Raw genomic sequence first — 19,741 nt, forward strand, 5'->3', positions numbered from 1 at the left:
GCCATGACCGGCTCAGAGGCCCGCCGCGCGATCGGGGACGTACGTCTGCAGATCGCGCGGCGGGCGCCCGTAACCGGTCGACGGCGGCCGCTCCGGAAGCTCCAGCACCGGCGGTGGCACCTCGCGGTACGGAACGGAGCCGAGCAGGTGAGCCATCATGTTCAGCCGCGCCCGGTGCTTGTCGTCGCTCTCCACGAGGGCGAACACCACGACGCCACCGTACGTTCCGACGAGGAACAGAGCACTCCTGACACCCAACGGGGCGGGCGAGCAAAGAGAAGCCCCGGCCGGATCGGGGGAATCCAGCCGGGGCAGTCAGGGGGTGGGCGCTGTGCGCGTCATCCACATATATGTGCGCGTCATCCACATATAGGTGAACGATAAACCATTGGATTCTGTTCCCTCGAATCCGCACCGCCCACTGTGACGCGGCACACGAGCCTCAGCGCCCGACGGGCGCCGTGGTCCCGTAGCGGCGCCGGAACTGCTCGATCCGGCCCGCCGTGTCCAGCACCCGATGGGTGCCGGTGTAGAAGGGGTGGCTCGCCGAGGAGGTCTCCACGTCGATGACCGGGTAGCTGGTGCCGTCCTCCCACTCCACGCGCCGGTCGGAGTCGGCGGTCGAGCGGGTCAGGAAGGCGACCCCCGCGGCGCGGTCGCGGAAGACGACCGGACGGGAGACGGGGTGGATGCGGGGCTTCATGCGTGTTCCTTCCTTGTTGCTGTGGGGACGGGCCGCTACTGCCGGTCGGGCCCGACGGGTCAGCGTTCCTCGCGGAAGAGGACGTGCTTCCCCGCGGCGGGGTCGTACTTGCGCAGCACCAGCCGGTCGGGGTTGTTGCGGCGGCTCTTGCGGGTCACATAGGCCTGTCCGGTACCGGCCGTCGACCTCAGAGTGACGACGGGGCGGGCTTCACTGCGTGCCATGGGCACCTCCGGTCGCTTCCAGCGACCCCATTCCAGGCTTGTGGGAATGGGTGTCGTTTTCGTTCTGGTGCTGTAACGCGGGTGGGTCCGGCGGCATTCCCGCCCCGAGCGGCGCCACGAAGAGCGACGACGCTCGTTGATCGCTGTGCCCAGCACATCGACGACTGCCGGAGGAACGACAGCCATGCGCTTCAAGAACACCCTGACGACCGCGGCCGCCACGGCGTCGATCGCCCCGGCCACGCTGACCGCGGCGGGCCCGGCGGCCGCCGCGCCCGCCTGTATCGCGCGTGAGGTCGTCAAGCAGAACAAGAGGGCCTGGACGACCAACAACTGCGGCAAGAACATGCACACCCAGCTGGTCATCAACAACGGTCCGGACAAGCAGTGCTGGACCACGTTTCCGGGCGAGACCCTGGAATGGAAGTGGAAGGTCGGCTCGTACGGGCGCATCGCCGTCTGTTGGCCGAGGCCGCCCCCGGCCCCCGGAGCCCCTGCGCGTCCGCGGGGGCTCTCGCATATGCCCCGATCGGGTGCGGCGCGACCCGCGGGAGCGGCGCACTCCGGCGCGCGCGGCTTCGCACACAACGGCCGACTTGCGTCAACACCCGTCAGCAGCAAGGCCGTTCGAAGAACCTGCGGCCCGAGCAGCCTATGGCATATGCCAGATGCAACAACGCATCGAGTGGTGCCAAATCACTTACGAGCTTCCTCAGCCTGTGCCACAGTCGTCATCGGTCACCCCCCAGACCTGGTTGTGCCGTGCCTGTATCGGAGTACGAGATGCCGCCCCATCTGTCCGGGGACCGCCCCGCCCCGCAGCCGCCCGAACGCGATGCCGTCGATGTGCTGATCGACCGGACCCTTCGGCTGCGCGGAGACGTGGACGCGGTGCGGCGCGATGCCGTCCTGATCGACGAAGACGATCCGCAACTGCGCTGGCAGCGTGCACTCTGCGAACTGGCGGTCCATCATCTCGATGATCTCGGCACGCATCTGGGACAACTGAAGGAGTGCCTGCCGCCGGGGGATGCGGATCAGCTCGCCGAGGAGCCGGAGCCCGCCCAGGAGAAACCGTTCGACGAGCCGCGGCCCGGTTCACTGCTGAGCCGTGTGGGCAGCGCCGAGTGGAATCTGCTGACCGACGAGGTCAGCTGGTCGGAGGAGCTCTTCCAGATCTTCGGCCGGTCCCCACAGGCGGGACCGCTGTCGCTGGACGAGCTTCCGTCTGTGCTGCTTCCCGAAGATCAGCCGTTGCTCACCTCTCTGGTGACGGCCTGCCTGGTCGACGGGAAGCCGATAGACGGCGAGTTCCGCATTCTGCGGGCCGACGGCCGGATGCGCACCCTGCACATGATGGGCGAGCCCGTCCTCGACGCGGACGGCTTCACCGCCTCCATGTGGGCGGTCCTGCGCGATGTGAGCGAACTACGCCGCAGCCAGCGCGTAGTGAGCCGGACCCGTGAATCGATCCGGCGTCAGCAGCACATGGCGCAGACCGAACGACGGATGGCGGTCGAGCTGCAGGAGACCGTGCTGCCCCCGTGGCGCGGCTCGTTGCGCCTCCCGCAACAGGGACCCGGCGCACTGGATGTCGCGGCGCACTATCTGCCGTCGGATTCCAGCGCGTTGATCGGCGGCGACTGGTACGACGCGCTGGAACTGCCCGACGGCAGGACGCTCCTCACGGTCGGCGATCTGACCGGTCATGGCATCCCCGCCACCACGGCCATGGCGATGCTGCTGGGCGCACTGCGCGGCATGGCCGTCGCCGGCATCGAGCCGGGCGCTCTGATGGGCCATCTCAACCAGTTACTCCAATCGTCGGCCCAGCCTGCTCTCGGCAGCGCGGTGTGCTGCCGTTTCGACCCGGCGACCGGCACCCTCGCCTGGTCGCAGGCCGGCCACCCCGCGCCACTGCTCTTCCGCCACGGAGCGGGACGCCCGCTGCCCCCGCCGGACGGGGTCCTGCTGGGGGCCGCGTCCGGGGTCGCGTACGAGCAGGACGAAGTGCACCTGCTGCCCGGTGATGTGCTGGTTCTGCACACCGACGGACTGACCCGCCGCAGTGACCGGGGTGCGGGCCCGGAGACACTGCTCGATCTCGCACCGCGCTTCGCCGAGGCCCGTACGGCACAGGAGTGCGTACGTACCGTCGTCGAGGAGTTCGGTGGGACCGAGCGCCTGGACGACGCATGCGTGCTGGTCGCGCGTATCGGGGCGTGAGCGCCCAGTAGGCCGCCTGAGCACGACAGCAGAGCGAATCACGGCACGGCACAGGAACGCAGACGGACGAGACCCCTACGCGTGCGGTGCTCGGGCGGTGGGTTGTCGGCGCACCTCTTCTTGGCGGTGCCGGCCGATCAGATCTCCGAACGTCTGGGCCGCTTGATGACCGAGCTCGGTGGCATGGCGAGCTCGATCTCCTCGCGCAGATCCTGGATCTTCGCGTATCCCGCGAACTGACCGGTGAGCCGGTACATTTCGCGCAGCCGGTCCCAGGTCCGGTGCGAGGAGGTCTCCCCCATCGTCACCAGGGCGAGCCGTGCGTAACGGTCGGCCTGCTCCGGGTCGTCGGCGATGAAGCACGCCGAGGCGAGCGAGATGTAGTCGAAGATCTTGGAGCGCTGGCGCCCGTTGACGCGCAGCTCCAGAGCCTGCTTGGCATGGCGCTGGGCGATGATCGCCACCGCCGGTTCATGCTCGGCGAGCGTACGGAACGCCAGGGCCTGCATGCCGTGCAGATCCGCTTCGTCGAACATCTGCATCCAACTGGGCGGCGGCACATCACCCTTGTCGGACACGAAGAGCTCCTCGGCCCTGCCGAGCGTCCGGCGCATGGCCTGACCCCGGCCCATGGATGCCTGTGCCCACGCCTCGATAGTGTGCAGCATCGCCTGGGTGCGTGGCAGCACCATGTCTCCTGAGCCGGACTTGGCCAGCTTCATCAGGTCCAGGGCGTCGTCGGGACGGCCCAGGTGGACCATCTGACGGGCCGCTCGGGAAAGCGCCTCGCCCGCGCGCGGACGGTCGCCTCCCTCACGCGCCGCATGGGCGGCGATGACGAAGTACTTCTGGGCGGCGGGTTCCAGACCGATGTCGTGGGACATCCACCCCGCGAGAACGGCGAGGTTGGCGGCGACACCCCAGAGGCGGCGCTGCAGGTGCTCGGGGTGGCGGTAGGCGAGCATGCCTCCCACCTCGTTGAGCTGGCCCACGACGGCCTTGCGCTGCAGTCCGCCGCCTCGGGAGGCGTCCCAGGCGCGGAACACCTCGACGGACCGCTCCAGTGCCTCGATCTCCTCCGATCCGATGGGGGCGGCCTCGTACCGGTCGAAACCGGCCTGGTCCGCGTAGAGGGGATCGTCGATCCGTGGGGCGTCGGCCGCCAGAACGGGGTCGGTGTGCAGCCAGTCGTGCATGGGGCCGGTGATGGTCGATACTGCGGCGAGCGCGGCGCCCGCGCTCACCAAGCCGCGTCGGTTGAGCATGAGGTCCATTCCCGTGAATTCGGTGAGGACCGCTGCCGTCCGTTCGGGCGCCCACGGCAGTCCGTCGGGATTGTCCTGCGTCCCGACCTCTTGCCGCTTCCCCACACGCCCGCGCCGGCCGAACCCGAGGTCCTCGATGGTCACGACACGACCGAGCCGCTCGGTGAACAGGGCAGCCAGCACTTTGGGCACGGGATCGCGTGGGGACTCCCCCATGTCGATCCAACGCCTCACCCGCGAGGTGTCGGTGGCCAGCTGCGGGTGGCCCATGGCCGCCGCCTGCCGGTTCACCATTCTCGCGAGTTCGCCCTTGGACCAGCCGGCAAGGCCGAACAGGTCAGACAGGCGGGTGTTGGGTTCTCCGGTCACGTCAAGCCCCCAGGTTCTCGGCTGTGTTGACACTAACCCTCTGTCAGTTGCGTTGCGACTATTCGCCAGGGTTCGCCAGGGTCCGCCAGATGGTCCGCAACCCGCGGTCCGGTGTCAGGTAGGAAAGCGCCACCCCGTCCGGCAGCCCTAGGTACTCCCCAGGGTGCCGAACGGCCGCCGGCCGGGGCGGTGCACGCTACTTGTCGGCGCACGAAGGGATCTGTCTCGCCCATGTACACAGCATCGTCCTCCGTGTCCGCCCCGCCCCGGCCGCTGCGTCCCCTGGGGGCGGGCGGCGGACCGTACCTCGACCCCCGCACCGCACCGTCGGCTCCCGGCACGGTCCGGCCCCGGCGGCCGGCCGGACCGGGTGCCGGCCCGCTCAGCGGGCGGCTGGACCTGTCAGGCCCGCAGGGCGCACAGCTGAGGATGGCGATCGCCTCCGTGCACCGGATCTGCCCGGAGTTCAATCCGGTGCAAGTGCTGCGGCGCAGCGGGCGTTCGGTGCTCATCGTCGGCACAACCGGACGCACGACGGCGGTCGCCAAGTGTTTACTGGACCACTCCCTCGCATGGACCGAGCGGTTCCGCCACGAGATAGCGGCATACCGGGCGTTCGTCCGGCACCGCCCGCCGGTCCGGGTACCGCGGCTCATCGCGGCGGATCCCGAGAACTGCACCCTGGTCATCGAGCGACTGCCGGGACGGGTGGCGGCGCTCACGAGGCACCCGACGGAGGCTCCGCCCCGCGCCGATGTACGGGCCGCGCTCGGCGCGATCAGCCGGGTCAACGCGTGGCGACCGGCCGCTGGGCTCTTCGACGCCCCGCTGGACTACGCATCCCGCATTGCCCGTTATCACGAGCTGGGGCTCTTCACCGACCGTGATCTGGGTGACCTGCAGAAGCTGCTGCACGGTCTGGCGCATGCGGGCGGCCGCCAGGGCACGAGGCAGTTCTGCCACGGTGACGCCCTTCTCTCCAACATCCTGCTGTCGCCCACGGGTCCGGTGCTGGTGGACTGGGAGCACGCGGGCTGGTATCTGCCGGGGTACGACCTGGCAACGCTGTGGACGGTGCTGGGTGACGCGCCGGTGGCGCGGCGGCAGATCAGTCAACTGGCGCAGGCGGCAGGGCCTGCGGCGCGGGATGCGTTCCTGGTGAACCTGATGCTCGTACTGACACGGGAGATCCGTACGTACGAGACGGCGGTGCAGCGGGCCATGCGGGACGGCGTGCCCACGGGCGGGGTTCAGGACCGGCCGGGTGCGCTGTCGTCGGGCGAGGAGCAGCGGTTGCTGCTGCGCCGGCTGCATGACGACTGCGCGATCGCCCGACGGGCGGTGCGTGCAGCGGTCGGCACTCGCTGACGCTGCGCTCTCCGGGAGATATCTGCCGCGGGTCCGGTGCCGACACACCGGGCCCGCGGCATGCGGGCGCCGCCCCGGAACCCGGTCCGTCCTCACAGGCTGAACGGGCCGAGGGCTCCTGGGAAGGCGCAGGTGGGGCGAGCACCGCGGGGCTCGCCCCACCCGTCGGCCGTCATCGGACCCGCACGATGTCCACGTCGGACGCCTTCACGAAAGCCACCCGGTGCCCGATCTGCACCGTCACATACTTCTCCTGGCCCTGGAAGTACGAGTGGTCCAGCGGGTACGACGCATCGATCGTGGGGGCGTAGAAGAAGCCGGTCGGTGCCTCGCCGCCGCCGGGGTACGACTGCCCGGCCTTGATCGTGTACGGCAGCGCCGTCCCGGCCCGCTTGTCCGCGAAGTCCGCGGGGTACTCGGACTTCTCCGGGTAGGCCACCCCGTACACCGGCACCTCGGTCCGGCCCTCCTTCGGGCGTACGACGTAGCCGGCGGTCGGGACGGTGGTCCGGGTGTGCGCCGGGGTCTGGAACCAGGCCTTCTTGCCGTACCACCAGATCGCCGTCCATCCGGGCGCATGGTCCGCGACGACCGCCTGGTGGGTCGCGCTGATCTTGCTGCCCCAGTCGGCCGCGCAGTTCGTGCCGGGCGAGCCGTCGGTGTGCAGTCCGGGGTCGGAGAAGAGCGGTGCGTCGGTGGAGGGTTCGGTGTGGAGCGGGACGGCACTGCTGCCCTGGACCGGCAGGTCGACGCCCTTCTCGCAGTCGCGGAAGGCCTGCTGGTTGTCCTTGAACCGGGGGCTGACGGTGACGAGCGGACTGCTCTTCGGGGCGCTCGGCACGGTCGTCGGCTTGCCGAGCAGTGCCATGAAGCGGTTCCAGTCCCAGTAGGGACCCGGGTCCCAGTGCATGTTCCTGGTACCGGCCGCACTGGTGGGCGGCACGCCGTCGTGGCCGATGATGTGCTGCCGGTCGAGCGGGATGTCGTACTTTTCGGCGAGGTAACGCACCAGCTTCGCCGTCGAGTTGTACATCTCGGGGGTGTACCACGTGGCGCCCTCGACGGCGACCCCCTCCTGCTCGATGCCGATGGAGTGGGTGTTGACATACCAGTTGCCCGCCTGCCAGGCGACGTCCTTGCCCTTGACCATCTGGGTGACATGTCCGTCGCCCGAGCGCACCACGTAGTGGGCGGAGGTCTGCTTCAGCGGGTTCTGGAAGATCTTCAGGGTGGTGTCGAAGTCTTCCTCGGTGTCATGCAGAACTATGAATTTGATCTTGTTGCTGTGCGGCCGGTCCGCGGTGTCGTAGTTGCCGTACGTCTCTTTGTCGGCCGGATCGCCGGTCTGCCGGTAGGCCGCCGGGACCCAGTCGCAGTCGAGGCCGCGCGGACACTCGGGCCGCACCCCGTCCGCGCCGGCCTGCGCCGCGGGGGTGAGCAGCGCGAGGCTCAGGGCGCCGACGGCGGTCAGGGCGAGCGTGAGTCTGGTCCTCTGCTTGGACGTCATGACAACCCTTCTTGGAGCTGTGCGCATGGAAAGTCGTACGTGGTCCGATCTCACTGTTCCGCTATGGGCGCACACTCTGTGACCTGAGGTGATGGCGCGTCAAGAGCGCAAGGAGGGTTGTCGGTCGAGCCACTGGACCAGACCACTGGCAGGGCCTCTGACCTGCGGCGGGAAAGAGGCAACGGGTTTCTGGCGGTGGGCTGTTACCTGGGTTTTACGGAGTGGCGACCGGGCGCCGGAGTGTGTCGGCGCCTCCCGTCGGGGCGCACTTTTTGTGTGACTAATTCCGGATGTGCGTGCCCCGGACGGCCCAGGGGTAGTGCTCGCGCGGACACGACAGGTACGCGCGGCCCAGCGCGGAGACACCCGGAAAGGCCGGACGCACATGGCTCAGCCCTTCACCCTGCCGGACTTCTATGTTCCGTATCCGGCGCGGCTCAACTCCCATGTCGAGGAGGCCCGACAGCACACCAGGACCTGGGCGCGCAGCATAGGGATGCTGGAGAGGTCCGGCATCTGGGAGGAGAAGGACCTCGACTCCCATGACTACGCGCTCCTCTGCGCGTACACGCATCCCGACTGCTCGGCGGAGGCCCTGTCGCTGGTCACCGACTGGTACGTGTGGGTGTTCTTCTTCGACGACCACTTCCTGGAGCTTTTCAAGCGCACCCCGGACCGGGAAGGCGGGAAGAAGTATCTGGACCGACTGCCCGCCTTCATGCCGATGGAGCGTGGGGCGCCGACACCGGAACCGACGAATCCGGTCGAGGCGGGGCTGGCCGACCTGTGGACGCGGACGGTGCCGGGCATGTCCGACGCCTGGCGGGCCCGGTTCGCGGAGGCGACAAAGAATCTGCTTTACGAGTCGCTGTGGGAGCTCGCCAATATCAACGAGGGGCGCATCGCCAATCCCGTCGAGTACATCGAGATGCGTCGCAAGGTGGGCGGAGCCCCCTGGTCTGCGGGTCTGGTGGAGTACGCGGCGGGCGCAGAGGTGCCCGAGTCGGTGGCCGACGAGCGGGCACTGCGGGTGCTGCGGGATGCCTTCTCCGACGGAGTGCATCTGCGCAACGACCTCTTCTCGTACCAGCGGGAGGTCGAGGACGAGGGCGAGAACAGCAACGGTGTGCTGGTACTGGAGACGTTCCTGGGCTGCTCCACACAGGAGGCGGCCGAGGCGGTCAACGACCTGCTGACCTCGCGGCTCCAGCAGTTCGAGAACACCGCGCTCACCGAACTCGGGCCGCTGTGCGCGGAGAAGGGGCTCGATCCGGAGGAGACTGCCGCGGTGCTCGCCTATGTCAAAGGGTTGCAGGACTGGCAATCCGGCGGCCATGAGTGGCACATGCGTTCCAGCCGCTACATGAACAACGGCGGGGCCGGCGAGGCCGCCCTCGGCTTCGGTATGTCCGCGGCGTCGATCCGGTTCACTCCGCGTTCGGAGTCGGCCCGGCTGCGCGGCCACACCCATATGCCGTACCAGCGGGTCGGTCCGTCGCTGCTGCCCGACTTCGACCTGCCGTTCGGCACGACGCTCAGTCCGCATCTGGACGGGGCCCGGGTCCGGATCGTCGACTGGTCGCGCCGGATGGGGATCCTGGAGGCACAGCCGGGCGTGCCGGGCTCGCACATCTGGGACGAGGAGCGGCTCGTCGCGATCGATCTGCCGCTGTGCGCGGCGGGCCTGCATCCGGACGCGACGCCCGACGAACTGGACCTCTCCTCGCAGTGGCTGGCCTGGGGGACGTACGGCGACGACTGGTTCCCGGTGGTGCACGGGCGGCCCCGTGACCTGGCCGGGGCGCGGCTGGCCAACGAGCGGCTGTCGCTGTTCATGCCCTTGGACGGTTCCGCGGTGCCCGAACCCGTGAACGCGCTGGAGCGCGGTCTCGCCGATCTCTGGGAACGGACCTCGGCCCCCATGGACGACAGCGCACGGCGCGCGTTCCGTACGGCCATCGAGTCGATGACCTCGAGCTGGCTGTGGGAACTGGCCAATCAGGCGCAGAACCGGATCCCGGATCCGGTGGACTACATCGAGATGCGGCGGCTGACGTTCGGTTCGGATCTCACGATGAGTCTGTCCCGGCTCGGTCACGGCAGGAAGGTGCCGGAAGAGATCTACCGCAGCGGACCGCTGCGCTCCCTCGAGAACGCCGCCGCCGACTACGCATGCCTGCTCAACGACCTCTTCTCGTACCAGAAGGAGATCGAGTACGAGGGTGAGGTCCACAACGGCGTCCTGGTCGTGCAGAACTTCTTCGGGGTCGACTATCCGACCGGGGTGGCGATCGTGCACGACCTGATGAACTCCCGGCTCCGCCAGTTCCTCCATGTCGCCGAGCAGGAACTCCCGGTCCTGTACGACGACTTCGGGCTCGATGTCGAGGCGAGGGAGATCCTGGCGGGCTACGTCCAGGAGCTCAAGCACTGGATCGCGGGCATCCTGATCTGGCACCGGGGCTGCCGACGCTACCGCGAGGAGGATCTCCGGCGCGGTACCGGCGCCCCGTGGCACCTCGGTGGTCCCAAGGGGCTCGGCATCTCGGCGGCGCGGGTGACCGCGCTGTTCGCTCAGCCCTCGGCGACCAGCGTGTAGCGGCCGCCCGCACGGGCCTTGAAGACCTTCTTGCCGCTCGCGAACAGTGAGCTGCGGACGGTCACTTCGCGGCTGCGGCTCGCCGTGATCACCACACGGCGGGCCTGCCCCGCGGACCATTCGATGTCGACGGTGAAGCCTCCCCGGGCGCGCAGTCCGCGGACTGATCCTTCCGGCCAGCCGTCCGGGAGGGCGGGGAGGATCTCGGCCTCGCCGTACTGGCTCTGCAGCAGCGTCTCGGCAATGCCCGAGGTGGCACCGAAGTTGCCGTCGATCTGGAACGGCGGGTGGGTGTCCCAGAGGTGGCGAGCGTGCCGTAGACGCTCGCGCCGAGGGCTCCGCCACCGGTGGGCAGTGATTCACGCTTCCAGCCCGCGGCCGGGGCGCGGTACCAGAGCACCGGGTCCACCGGTGTCTTGATTCCCTTCGGCTCCTGCGATCCTCGCGATTCATCGGAGGTACTGTCGGCGGCAGTCGTTCCGGTAAAAGCAGGAATTCCCAGCGCCATGGCGCCCTTTGTGCCGAGAGCTGTCTTGACGGTCGTGCGACGCGTGATCCCAGGCGCCCTTCCGTATGGCGCTAAAGATCCGATGATTATCCGGACAGATGCATGAAAAAGCAGCCTCTTGGGCAGAGGGTGCGAACACGTGGACAGAAGTGACCCCGCGGCCGCCCGATCAGTACGGACGGCCCTTGTGGGATGCCGGGGTCGGAGAAGCAGGGACGTTTCAGCCCTGTTGGAACAGCTCGGCCGGCAGCGGCTTCAGGAGGGTGTACAGATCATCGGTGATCGGCCGGTCCCAGCTGGCGATGGTGACGAGCACCCCGTCGCTGCGGTCGAACTGGACGCAGGAGATCCGGGTCTCGGAGAGCTTGACGCGCCGGACGATCAGCAGGTTGTCACCCTGCATCACCGGCATGTCATCGGTGCCGGTCACCTCGACCGGCTCGTCGTTCTCCAGCGCGAGCAGTAGCTGCGCGACCTCGAAGGGGACCTGGCCCTCCTCGGTCTCGCGGGCGGGCGAGCCCTCCGGGAGATTGCCGATGATCATCGCCGGTCCGCGGCCGCCGAACAGGTCGTACCGCAGGAAGACGCCCTGACAGCTCCCGTCGGGGGCGGGCAGCAGACCGGCACCGAGATTTCCGGGCCAGTCGCCCGGGTCCATGGCCAGGACGTCGAAATCCGGGCCCGCGGGTGTGGCGGCGCTACGGCGGCGGAGGAAGGACATGCAGACATGTTACGTGTCCCGGCTCATCTTGCGGAGCCGGGCCCGGAGACCCTCCCGTCGGACTCCGCGGCAAGGGCCTGCAGCACACTCACCGCCTCGGCGCCACGCCCGTGGGGGACGAACAGGTGGTCGTGGTGGTAGCCCGCCACCACATTGCAGCTGACCTCCGCGTCCGTGAGGGCGAGCGCCACGGCGGCGGTGAGTCCGACTGCGTCCAGGGCGGAGTGGACGCGAAGGGTGATCCAGGCCGCCACATAGTCGTACGCAAGCCCTGCGACGAGGGCTTCCGATTCCGGGATCACGAGAGTCAGGCCTTCGGGCTCGGCGACCGTCACCACGGGGGTGACGCCAGCGGGGACCGCGGCGCCGGGCAGCGTGGTGAAGACGTACCGGCCGGGATTCAGCTCCGGTCGCAGGCCGCTCAGCAGGGTTCGAAGATCACGCTCGCCAGTCATGAACGCCACGCTACTGCGGCACGCCCCGGGAGGGCGGGGTGCGGCGCCGCTCGTGGTGGCGGACCACTCGGGCGCGGTTGCCGCAGGACGGCGTGCACGACTCCTGGCGGGGGTGCTCCTTGACGAAGTAGCGGACGCACCGTGGGGCGTGGCAGGCGCACAGTGCGGCACGGTCCGGTCCGGCGAGGAAGCCGATCGCGGCGCGGGCCAGGGCAGCGGGCAGGGCGCTCCGCCGCGGCGTACCTCCGGTCGGGTGATGGGAGGCGAGGGGGGCGCCGCCGTCCGTCAGGTGAGGTCGAACTCGCCGTCGCGGGCGTTCACCACGAAGGCCCGCCATTCGGCCGGGGTGAAGATCAGCGAAGGGCTGCCGGGTCTGCCGGCGTTGCGCATCGCGATGAATCCCTCGACGAAGGCGATCTGGACATCCCCGGCCCCCTGAGTGCCCGGCCGCCAGTTCGCGTTGCTGAGATCGAGGTCCGGCTTGTCCCAGCCGGCAAAGGGCTGCTGGGTGGTGCTCTCCGCCACGTCGGCTCCTCCCGCTCGTCGTCCCGGCCAAAGCCTAGCCACCGTCGGCGGTCCCGGACAGGCCGCGGCCAAGGGTGGTTCGGCCGGTCCGGGACGGCAGCCGGGTCAGCCGGTGGGTGGTTCGGCTCCGACCAGCCACATGGAGAAGAACTGCGCCCCGCCGCCGTAGGCGTGGCCGAGCGCCTTGCGGGCGTCCGGCACCTGGTGCTCGCCCGCCTGTCCACGTACCTGCAGGGCTGCCTCGGCGAAGCGGATCATGCCGGAGGCACCGATGGGGTTGGTGGAAAGCACTCCGCCCGAGGGGTTCACCGGCAGATCGCCGTCGAGTTCGGTGACGCCGGACTCGGTGAGCTTCCAGCCCTCCCCCTCGTCGGCGAAGCCGAGGTTCTCCAGCCACATCGGCTCGTACCAGGAGAACGGGACGTACATCTCCACGGCGTCGATCTCCCTGCGCGGGTCGGCGATCCCGGCCTGACGGTACACATCGGCGGCGCAGTCCTTGCCCGCTTGCGGTGACACGAAGTCCTTGCCCGCGAAGAGGGTCGGTTCGCTGCGCATCGCCCCGCCGTGCACCCAGGCGGCCGGATACGGTGAACGGTCCGCGCCGGCCCGGTCGGTGAGGATCATCGCGCACGCGCCGTCCGAGGACGGGCAGGTCTCGGAGTAGCGGATCGGATCCCAGAGCATCGGTGCCGCCTGGACCTTCTCCAGAGTGATGTCCGGGTCGTGGATGTGCGCGTACGGGTTCTTGAGCGCGTTGCGCCGGTCCTTGTACGCGACGAGCGAGCCGACTGTGTCGGGCGCTCCCGTGCGGCGCATGTACGCGCGCACGTGCGGGGCGAAGAAGCCGCCCGCGCCCGCGAGCAACGGCTGCTGGAACGGGATGGGCAGCGACAGGCCCCACATGGCGTTGGACTCGGACTGCTTCTCGAAGGCCAGGGTGAGGACGGTGCGATGCACGCGTGCGGAGACCAGATTCGCGGCGACGAGTGCGGTGGAGCCGCCGACCGAGCCCGCGGTGTGCACCCGCAGCATCGGTTTGCCGACCGCGCCGAGGGCGTCGGCCAGATAGAGCTCCGGCATCATCAGGCCCTCGAAGAAGTCCGGCGCCTTCCCGATCACGACGGCGTCGATGTCCGCCCAGGTCAGTGCGGCGTCCTGCAGCGCGCGGACGGCGGCCTCGCGGACCAGACCGGCAAGGGAGACGTCCCGGCGGGCGGCGACATGCCTGGTCTGGCCGATGCCGACGACGGCCACGGGCTCCTTAGGCATGAGTGGCCTCCCCTTCGAGGACGGCGACCAGATTCTGTTGCAGGCAGGGCCCGGAGGTGGCATGAGCGAGCGCCCGGTCCGACTCGCCGCGCTGGATGCGGGCCGCGGCCTCGCCGAGCCGGATCAGCCCGGCAGCCATGACGGGGTTGGCCGCGAGCGCTCCTCCGGACGGGTTGACGCTGACGCCGGTGTCGAGTCCGAGCGCCCTGCGCAGCACGACCTCCTGCGACGTGAACGGAGCATGCAGCTCCACGGTGTCCACCGGTCCTTCGAAGGCCCCCGCGCGTTCGGCGGCGAGTCGGGTCGACGGCGAGTCGGTCAGGTCGCGCACCCCGAGACTGTGGGCCTCGATGCGGTGGTCGATGCCACGGATCCAGGCGGGGCGGGTGCACAGGGCGCGTGCGGTGTCACCGGCGGCGAGGATCACGGCGGCGGCGCCGTCGCCGACCGGCGGGCAGTCGCCGGTGCGGAGCGGCTGTACGAGATAGTCACCGGCCGGAACCGAACCCGAAAGCTGTGCGTGCGGGTTGTCCGCGGCAGCGGTGCGGCTGCGGTCGGCGATCGCGGCGAGGGCGGCCTCGTCGGTGTGGCCCGCGTCGATCAGCGCCTGGGCCTGGAGTGCGGCGAGGGCGACGGAGTCGGGCCAGAGCGGGCCGACGTAATACGGGTCCAGTTGGCGGGTGAGTACGTCGCGCACGTTGCCGGGAGAGGACTTCCCGTACGCGTAGACGAGGGCGGTGTCGGCCTCGCCGGTCTGGAGTTTCACCCATGCCTCGTACAGCGCCCAGGCGCCGTCCATCTCCACATGGGACTCGGAGATCGGCGGGTGGGCGCCGACGCCGTCGAGCGCCATGGTGAAGGAGAAGGCTCGGCCGGCGAGGTAGTCGCTGGATCCCGAGCAGGTGAATCCGATGTCGCGCGCCTTCAGACCGGTGGCGTCGAGGACCTGGTGGAGGACCGGCATCAGCATGTCGACTTCGGAGAGTTCGTCGGTGCGCCGCAGGTGATCCGTCTGCGCGAAGGCGACGATCGCTACGTCTCGCATCTACAGCAGCTCCTTGTACACGTCGTAGTCGGCGTCCGGCTCTCCGGTGGGCCGGTAGTGGTCGGGGTGGCGGCCGTCCTCGGTCCAGACGGGTTCGACCCGCAGCCCCATCCGCACCTGGTCGTACGGGATGCCGCCGATCCGTCCGTGCAGGGCGAGGTCGGCGCCGTCGAGCGCGATGTGGGCGTAGACGTACGGCACTTCGATGTCGAGATTCGCCGTGTGCGCAGCCTTGATGTTGACGATGCAGTAGGTGGTGACGGTGCCGCGCGGGCCGACCTCGACCTGTTCGGCGGTGGCGACGCCGCAGCTGGGGCAGGCACCGCGGGGCGGTACATACACCTTGCGGCAGGACGGGCAGCGCTCGCCGACGGTGCGTTGTTCGGAGAGGGCGTTGAGGTACGCGTTCTGGGCGCGGCCGGGGGTGTACGTGTAGTCGAGGCGGGCCGGGGTGACGATGCCGGTGACAGGGTCCGCGAACTCACCGCTGTGCGGGGACGGTTGGCCGACCTCACCCTCGTACGGTTCGAAGCAGGCGATGTCCGTGATGGCACCGGTACGCTCCGCGGACCAGCGGATGCGGACGCGCATGCCGGTGTGCGCTGCTCCGGGTCCCGGTGCGTCGAGGACGTGCAGCAGTGCGGTGTCGGCCCCGTCCAGCTTGACCAGCACCCAGGCGAACGGGGTGGCCAGCGGCTGGTCGCGGCGCGGGGCGGGGTTCCAGGCCCAGGTGATGACGGTGCCCGTGGCGGCGACCTCGGTCAGTTCGCGGAGTTCTTCGGCGGTGACGGGGTCGTACTCGACGGGCGGGACGAGGACTCTTCCGCCGGCGGTCCGCACGCCCAGGACGGTCCGCTCGCGCAGCCCGGTGAGGAAGGCACTCTGGACGGGGCCGAGGGAGCGGGTGAAGGGGAACTCGACCACCAGCGGTGCGCTGAGGACGTCGGGCACGGTTGTCTCCTTGGCTCAGGCGCGCCGGTACACGGGCGGGCGTTTCTCGGCGAAGGCGCGCTCGGCCTCCACCTCTACAACGGCATCGAGTACCTCCAGACGGTACTGGCCTGCCTCAAGGCACGCCTGGTACCGGTCAATGTCAACTACCGTTACATGGAAGAAGAGTTGGCCTACCTCTACCGTGATGCGGATCTGGCGGCGCTGGTCTTCGACGCCGAGTTCGACGAGCGGGTCGCGGCCGCTGCGCCGATGGCCCGCAGGCTCCGCCACCTCGTACGGGTGGGCACGCCGGTGGCGGGCACGCCCGGTCCGGATGCCGTGGCGTTCGCCGGCGCCGAGGCGGCCGGGAATCCCCGGCGCGGTTTCGCCCCGCGCTCGGCCGACGACCAGTTCATCATCTACACCGGTGGGACCACGGGCATGCCCAAGGGTGTGATGTGGCGCCAGGAGGACCTCTTCTTCTCCGGCCTCGGGGGCGGCGCCCCGACCGGCGAGCCGGTGAAGGCGCCGCAGGAGCTGGCCGAGCGGGTGGCCGCGGGCGGTGACGGCATCACGTACTTCCCCACTCCCCCGCTGATGCACGGCACCTCGACGCTCACCGCGTTCATCGGGTTCAACTTCGGGCAGCGGGTCGTCATCCACCGCAAGTTCGTCCCCGAGGAGGTGCTCCGAACGATCGAGAAGGAGAAGGTCACCAGCGTGTCGCTGGTCGGCGACGCGATGCTGCAGCCGCTGATCGACGCACTGAAGGGACCGCTGAAAGGCACCGCCTGTTCGTCCATGTTCTCCGTCTCCAGCTCGGGCGCGATCATGTCGGACTCGGTGCGCGCGGAGTTCCAGTCACTGGTGCCCACCGTGATGATGCTGAACAACTTCGGCTCGTCCGAGTCCGGCTTCAACGGCACGGCGACGGCCGACTCCGGTCCGCAGAACGGATTCCGCCTCCAGGTCAACTCCCGTACCGCGGTGGTCGATCCATCGACGTACGAACCCGTGGCTCCGGGCGAGCCGGGGCGGATCGCCCAACGGGGACATGTGCCGCTCGGCTACTACAACGACCCGAAGAAGACCGCGGAGACGTTCTTCCGCAAGGGCGAGGAGCGGTGGGTGCTGCTCGGCGACATGGCGACCGTCGACGCGGACGGCATCGTCACCGTCCTCGGACGCGGCTCCCAGTGCATCAACACCGGCGGCGAGAAGGTGTACCCGGAGGAGGTCGAGCAGGCGCTCAAGTCCCATCCGGACGTGTACGACGCACTGGTGGCGGGGGTGCCCGACGCACGGTGGGGCAATCGCGTGGCAGCGGTCGTGCAGCTGCGGGAAGGCGCGGCCGAGCCCTCGCTCGACGACGTCCAGGCGCACTGCCGGACCCGTCTCGCCGGATACAAGATCCCCCGGCAGCTGGTGATCTCTCCGCAGATCCAGCGCTCACCGAGTGGCAAGGCCGACTACCGGTGGGCCCGCTCCGTCGTGGCACCCGGCAACGGGGCTCAGAGCCTGTCGGGTGACCTCTGATCGGGCGGCCACGCCCTGGCACGCACGCTTCCCGCGTTGCCGAAATGCCCTAGTAGCTCCGCTACGAGGACCTTCCAGCGCCTTGGAATCGCACGCACCAGACCGCGTCCGCTTTCCGATCGAAGGTCACCCGACAGGCTCTCAGGGCTGAGACGCGCCGAGTCACCCGACTGCCTCACCCCGCGAGCAACCCCCGGACGTGCGACGCGGCCGTCCGGCCGTAAGCCATTCGGGCACGGGATACGCTCGTCCGCTCACCCTGCGTGGCAATGGGCGGCGATCGCCCATAGCGTCGGCTCATGAGGAAACGACACATCACCACCCTCGTGTGCATGGCAGTCGTCTCGGCCACCGCGGTGGCCTGCGCCGAACCGTCCGTCTCCGCCGCTACCCCGGCCGTGCGCACGGTCCATCCGGGCCAGTCGATCCAGGCCGCCGTGGACGCCGCCCGGACGGGTGACACCATCGTCGTCCAGCCCGGCACCTACCACGAGAGCGTCCTGGTCAAGAAGCAGGGTCTGACCCTGCGCGGCTCCGGGGCCCGGACCGTCATCAAGCCGAGCGCGACCGGGACCAAGGCCGGCAACGCCTGCGCGAAAGCCGGCAACGGCATCTGCGTGCTCGGCACGTCCGCTCACCCCGTCGACGGTGTGAGCATCCGCTCCCTCACCGTCTCCGGATTCAAGAAGAACGGCATCTGGGCGTCCTGGACCGACGGTCTGAAGGTCGGGCAGGTGACCTCCGAGGCCAACGGTGTCTGGGGCATCGCCCAGGAGAGGTCGACCCGCTCCGAGCTCCGGAGCAACACCGCCCACCGCAACGGCGACGCCGGCATCTTCGTCGCGAACACCGTGGCCGAGGAGGGCGGAGCCACCGACACCCACGGGACGCAGGTACGCGGCAACACGCTGACGGACAACCGGATCGGCATCACCGCCCGCCGCGTCCGCAACCTCACCCTCCGGGACAACATCCTCACCGGCAACTGCAGCGGCATGTTCGTCGTCGGCGACGAAAACAAGCCGCAGGCCGGGGTGATGACCATCCACAACAACCGGGTCACCGACAACAACAAGTTCTGCCCGGCGACCCCCCGGCTGCCCGCCATTCAGGGCTCCGGCATCGTCCTCACCGGCACCGTGGACACCAAGGTGCGCGACAACACGATCCGGAACAACGTGGGCGCCACCCCGCTCTCCGGCGGCCTCGTGCTGTTCAAGAGCTTCGTGGGCGCCCACAGCACCGGCAACACCATCAGCCGCAATGTGGTGCTGGGCAACCGGCCCGCGGACCTGGCCAACCAGGAAGCCGGACCGAGCAACACCTTTGTCGGCAACACATGCGCGACGTCCGCACCGGCCGGCCTGTGCCGACCGTGACCCCCCGCACGAAAAGAAGCGAGACGGTATGACCACCGTGAGCACCACCACCCCCATCCCCACCACTCCCCTGCACACCCCGCAGCCGGGAATGCGGCTGCGCGAGATCGTCTTCGGCGCGGCCTGTGCCGCGGCCGTGCGCGCGGCGGCCCGGCTGGGCGTCGCCGACGCGCTCGGTGAGACGCCGGCCACCGCGGCCGAGCTCGCGGCGGAGGTGAACGCCGAGCCGGCGCCGCTTCGCCGGCTGCTGCGCGCCCTGTCCTGCTACGGAATCTTCGCCGAGACCGCCGACGGAAGCTTTGTCCACACCGACATGTCCCGGCTGCTGCGCGAGGACGACCCGAACAGCCTGCGGTACATCTCCCTGTGGTGCACCGAGCCCTGGACCTGGGAGGTCTGGCCGCGGCTGGACGACGCGGTGCGCTCCGGCACGAGCGTCTTCCCCGACGTGTACGGGAAGGGGTTCTTCGACTACCTCCACGACGACGCGCACGAGTCGGCGCACATCTTCAACCGGGCCATGACCACCTCCAGCATGCAGTCCGCGCTGGATGTCGCCGAACTCCTCGACCTCGCAGGGGTGTCCGAGGTCGCCGATATCGGCGGCGGTCAGGGGCACGTGCTCGCCAGCCTGCTGGAGAAGCACCCGAAGGTCCGCGGCACGCTGATGGATCTGCCGGGCGTGGTCGCGCGCGCCGATGCCCGGCTGCGGGACGGCGGAGCGCTCGCCGGACGGACGAGCATCGTCGCCGGGGACTGCCGCGAGGCGATCCCCGTCGAGGCGGATCTCTACATCATCAAGAACATCCTGGAATGGGACGACGAGAGCACGCGCAGGACGCTGCGCAATGTCATGGCGTCGGCCCGCCCGGGTGCCCGGGTCGTGATCATCGAGAACCTGGTCGACGACACCCCGTCGATGCGGTTCACCACCGCCATGGACCTGCTGCTGCTCCTCAATGTCGGCGGTGCGAAGCACACCAAGGAGAGCCTGATCGGACGGATGGAGGAAGCGGGGCTGATCGTCGGCGACATCAGTCCGGTGAACGGATATCTGCACGCGTTCGAGTGCGTCGTGCCCAGCTGAACCGTTTCGCCTCACGCAA

The 19,741-nt window shown here is 69.4% G+C and carries 15 protein-coding genes and 4 pseudogenes; 6 read left to right on the forward strand and 13 right to left on the reverse strand.

The genetic code is table 11. The features are described 5' to 3' along the window. Positions 1 to 12: 12 nt before the first annotated feature. The 3 genes and pseudogenes from ACGFSA_RS24385 to rpmG form a co-directional block, all read right to left on the reverse strand. Positions 13 to 198, reverse strand: a pseudogene (locus tag ACGFSA_RS24385) (polyphosphate kinase 2); the annotation flags it as partial. A gap of 244 nt (positions 199 to 442) precedes the next feature. Next, positions 443 to 703, reverse strand: a complete 261-nt coding sequence (locus ACGFSA_RS24390; RefSeq protein ID WP_358861120.1) for a type B 50S ribosomal protein L31 — start codon at positions 701 to 703, stop codon at positions 443 to 445. A gap of 59 nt (positions 704 to 762) precedes the next feature. Further along, complete coding sequence (gene rpmG, locus ACGFSA_RS24395; protein ID WP_393307544.1) at positions 763 to 927, reverse strand: 50S ribosomal protein L33; 165 nt, start codon at positions 925 to 927, stop codon at positions 763 to 765. Positions 928 to 1,710: 783 nt separating this feature from the next. Between rpmG and ACGFSA_RS24400 the strand changes: the two genes are divergently transcribed. Then, on the forward strand, positions 1,711 to 3,153 hold the full coding sequence (locus tag ACGFSA_RS24400; protein WP_393307637.1) for a PP2C family protein-serine/threonine phosphatase: 1,443 nt from the start codon (positions 1,711 to 1,713) through the stop codon (positions 3,151 to 3,153). 137 nt (positions 3,154 to 3,290) lie between these two features. Here the strand turns inward: ACGFSA_RS24400 and ACGFSA_RS24405 are convergent, their stop codons facing one another. Further along, entirely contained in the window at positions 3,291 to 4,787 is a 1,497-nt protein-coding gene (locus ACGFSA_RS24405) for a hypothetical protein (RefSeq protein WP_393307546.1), read from the reverse strand. A gap of 231 nt (positions 4,788 to 5,018) precedes the next feature. On the opposite strand from ACGFSA_RS24405, the gene ACGFSA_RS24410 reads away from it, so the two are divergent. Continuing rightward, positions 5,019 to 6,155, forward strand: coding sequence for an aminoglycoside phosphotransferase family protein (locus ACGFSA_RS24410; RefSeq protein WP_393307548.1), 1,137 nt, complete (start codon positions 5,019 to 5,021; stop codon positions 6,153 to 6,155). A 172-nt stretch (positions 6,156 to 6,327) separates the two neighbouring features. Here the strand turns inward: ACGFSA_RS24410 and ACGFSA_RS24415 are convergent, their stop codons facing one another. Continuing rightward, on the reverse strand, positions 6,328 to 7,662 hold the full coding sequence (locus tag ACGFSA_RS24415) for an N-acetylmuramoyl-L-alanine amidase (RefSeq protein ID WP_393307550.1): 1,335 nt from the start codon (positions 7,660 to 7,662) through the stop codon (positions 6,328 to 6,330). A 385-nt stretch (positions 7,663 to 8,047) separates the two neighbouring features. On the opposite strand from ACGFSA_RS24415, the gene ACGFSA_RS24420 reads away from it, so the two are divergent. After that, positions 8,048 to 10,261 (forward strand): germacradienol/geosmin synthase, encoded by a 2,214-nt coding sequence (locus ACGFSA_RS24420; RefSeq protein ID WP_393307552.1) that lies wholly within the window; start codon positions 8,048 to 8,050, stop codon positions 10,259 to 10,261. On the opposite strand, the pseudogene ACGFSA_RS24425 reads toward ACGFSA_RS24420, so the two are convergent. The 8 genes and pseudogenes from ACGFSA_RS24425 to ACGFSA_RS24460 all read right to left on the reverse strand — a co-directional run. After that, positions 10,237 to 10,566, reverse strand: a pseudogene (locus tag ACGFSA_RS24425) (glycoside hydrolase family 95-like protein); the annotation flags it as partial. The gene ACGFSA_RS24420 and the pseudogene ACGFSA_RS24425 sit on opposite strands and share 25 nt — an antisense overlap. A 423-nt stretch (positions 10,567 to 10,989) precedes the next feature. After that, complete coding sequence (locus ACGFSA_RS24430; protein WP_030928952.1) at positions 10,990 to 11,490, reverse strand: hypothetical protein; 501 nt, start codon at positions 11,488 to 11,490, stop codon at positions 10,990 to 10,992. A gap of 23 nt (positions 11,491 to 11,513) precedes the next feature. Then, entirely contained in the window at positions 11,514 to 11,945 is a 432-nt protein-coding gene (locus ACGFSA_RS24435; protein ID WP_393307554.1) for an ACT domain-containing protein, read from the reverse strand. 10 nt (positions 11,946 to 11,955) lie between these two features. After that, a pseudogene (locus ACGFSA_RS24440) lies at positions 11,956 to 12,171 on the reverse strand (CGNR zinc finger domain-containing protein); the annotation flags it as partial. 59 nt (positions 12,172 to 12,230) lie between these two features. Beyond that, on the reverse strand, positions 12,231 to 12,470 hold the full coding sequence (locus ACGFSA_RS24445; protein WP_393307556.1) for a DUF397 domain-containing protein: 240 nt from the start codon (positions 12,468 to 12,470) through the stop codon (positions 12,231 to 12,233). Between the two features lie 105 nt (positions 12,471 to 12,575). After that, entirely contained in the window at positions 12,576 to 13,742 is a 1,167-nt protein-coding gene (locus ACGFSA_RS24450) for a thiolase domain-containing protein (RefSeq protein WP_393307558.1), read from the reverse strand. Beyond that, a complete protein-coding gene (locus ACGFSA_RS24455) occupies positions 13,735 to 14,787 on the reverse strand; it encodes a thiolase domain-containing protein (RefSeq protein ID WP_393307560.1) in 1,053 nt (350 codons plus the stop codon). Before ACGFSA_RS24455 ends, ACGFSA_RS24450 begins: the two co-directional genes overlap by 8 nt. Further along, complete coding sequence (locus tag ACGFSA_RS24460) at positions 14,788 to 15,738, reverse strand: Zn-ribbon domain-containing OB-fold protein (protein ID WP_393307562.1); 951 nt, start codon at positions 15,736 to 15,738, stop codon at positions 14,788 to 14,790. A 60-nt stretch (positions 15,739 to 15,798) separates the two neighbouring features. Here ACGFSA_RS24460 and ACGFSA_RS24465 point away from each other — a divergent pair. The 3 genes and pseudogenes from ACGFSA_RS24465 to ACGFSA_RS24475 all read left to right on the forward strand — a co-directional run. After that, positions 15,799 to 17,256 (forward strand): annotated as a pseudogene (locus ACGFSA_RS24465) (acyl-CoA synthetase); the annotation flags it as partial. Between the two features lie 299 nt (positions 17,257 to 17,555). After that, positions 17,556 to 18,635, forward strand: coding sequence for a nitrous oxide reductase family maturation protein NosD (locus tag ACGFSA_RS24470; protein ID WP_393307564.1), 1,080 nt, complete (start codon positions 17,556 to 17,558; stop codon positions 18,633 to 18,635). Between the two features lie 28 nt (positions 18,636 to 18,663). After that, the gene (locus tag ACGFSA_RS24475) at positions 18,664 to 19,722 is read left to right on the forward strand and encodes a methyltransferase (RefSeq protein ID WP_393307566.1); all 1,059 of its coding nucleotides are present in this window, start codon (positions 18,664 to 18,666) and stop codon (positions 19,720 to 19,722) included. Positions 19,723 to 19,741 lie beyond the last annotated feature (19 nt).

Source organism: Streptomyces sp. NPDC048496, assembly GCF_043200055.1.
Taxonomy (GTDB): domain Bacteria; phylum Actinomycetota; class Actinomycetes; order Streptomycetales; family Streptomycetaceae; genus Streptomyces.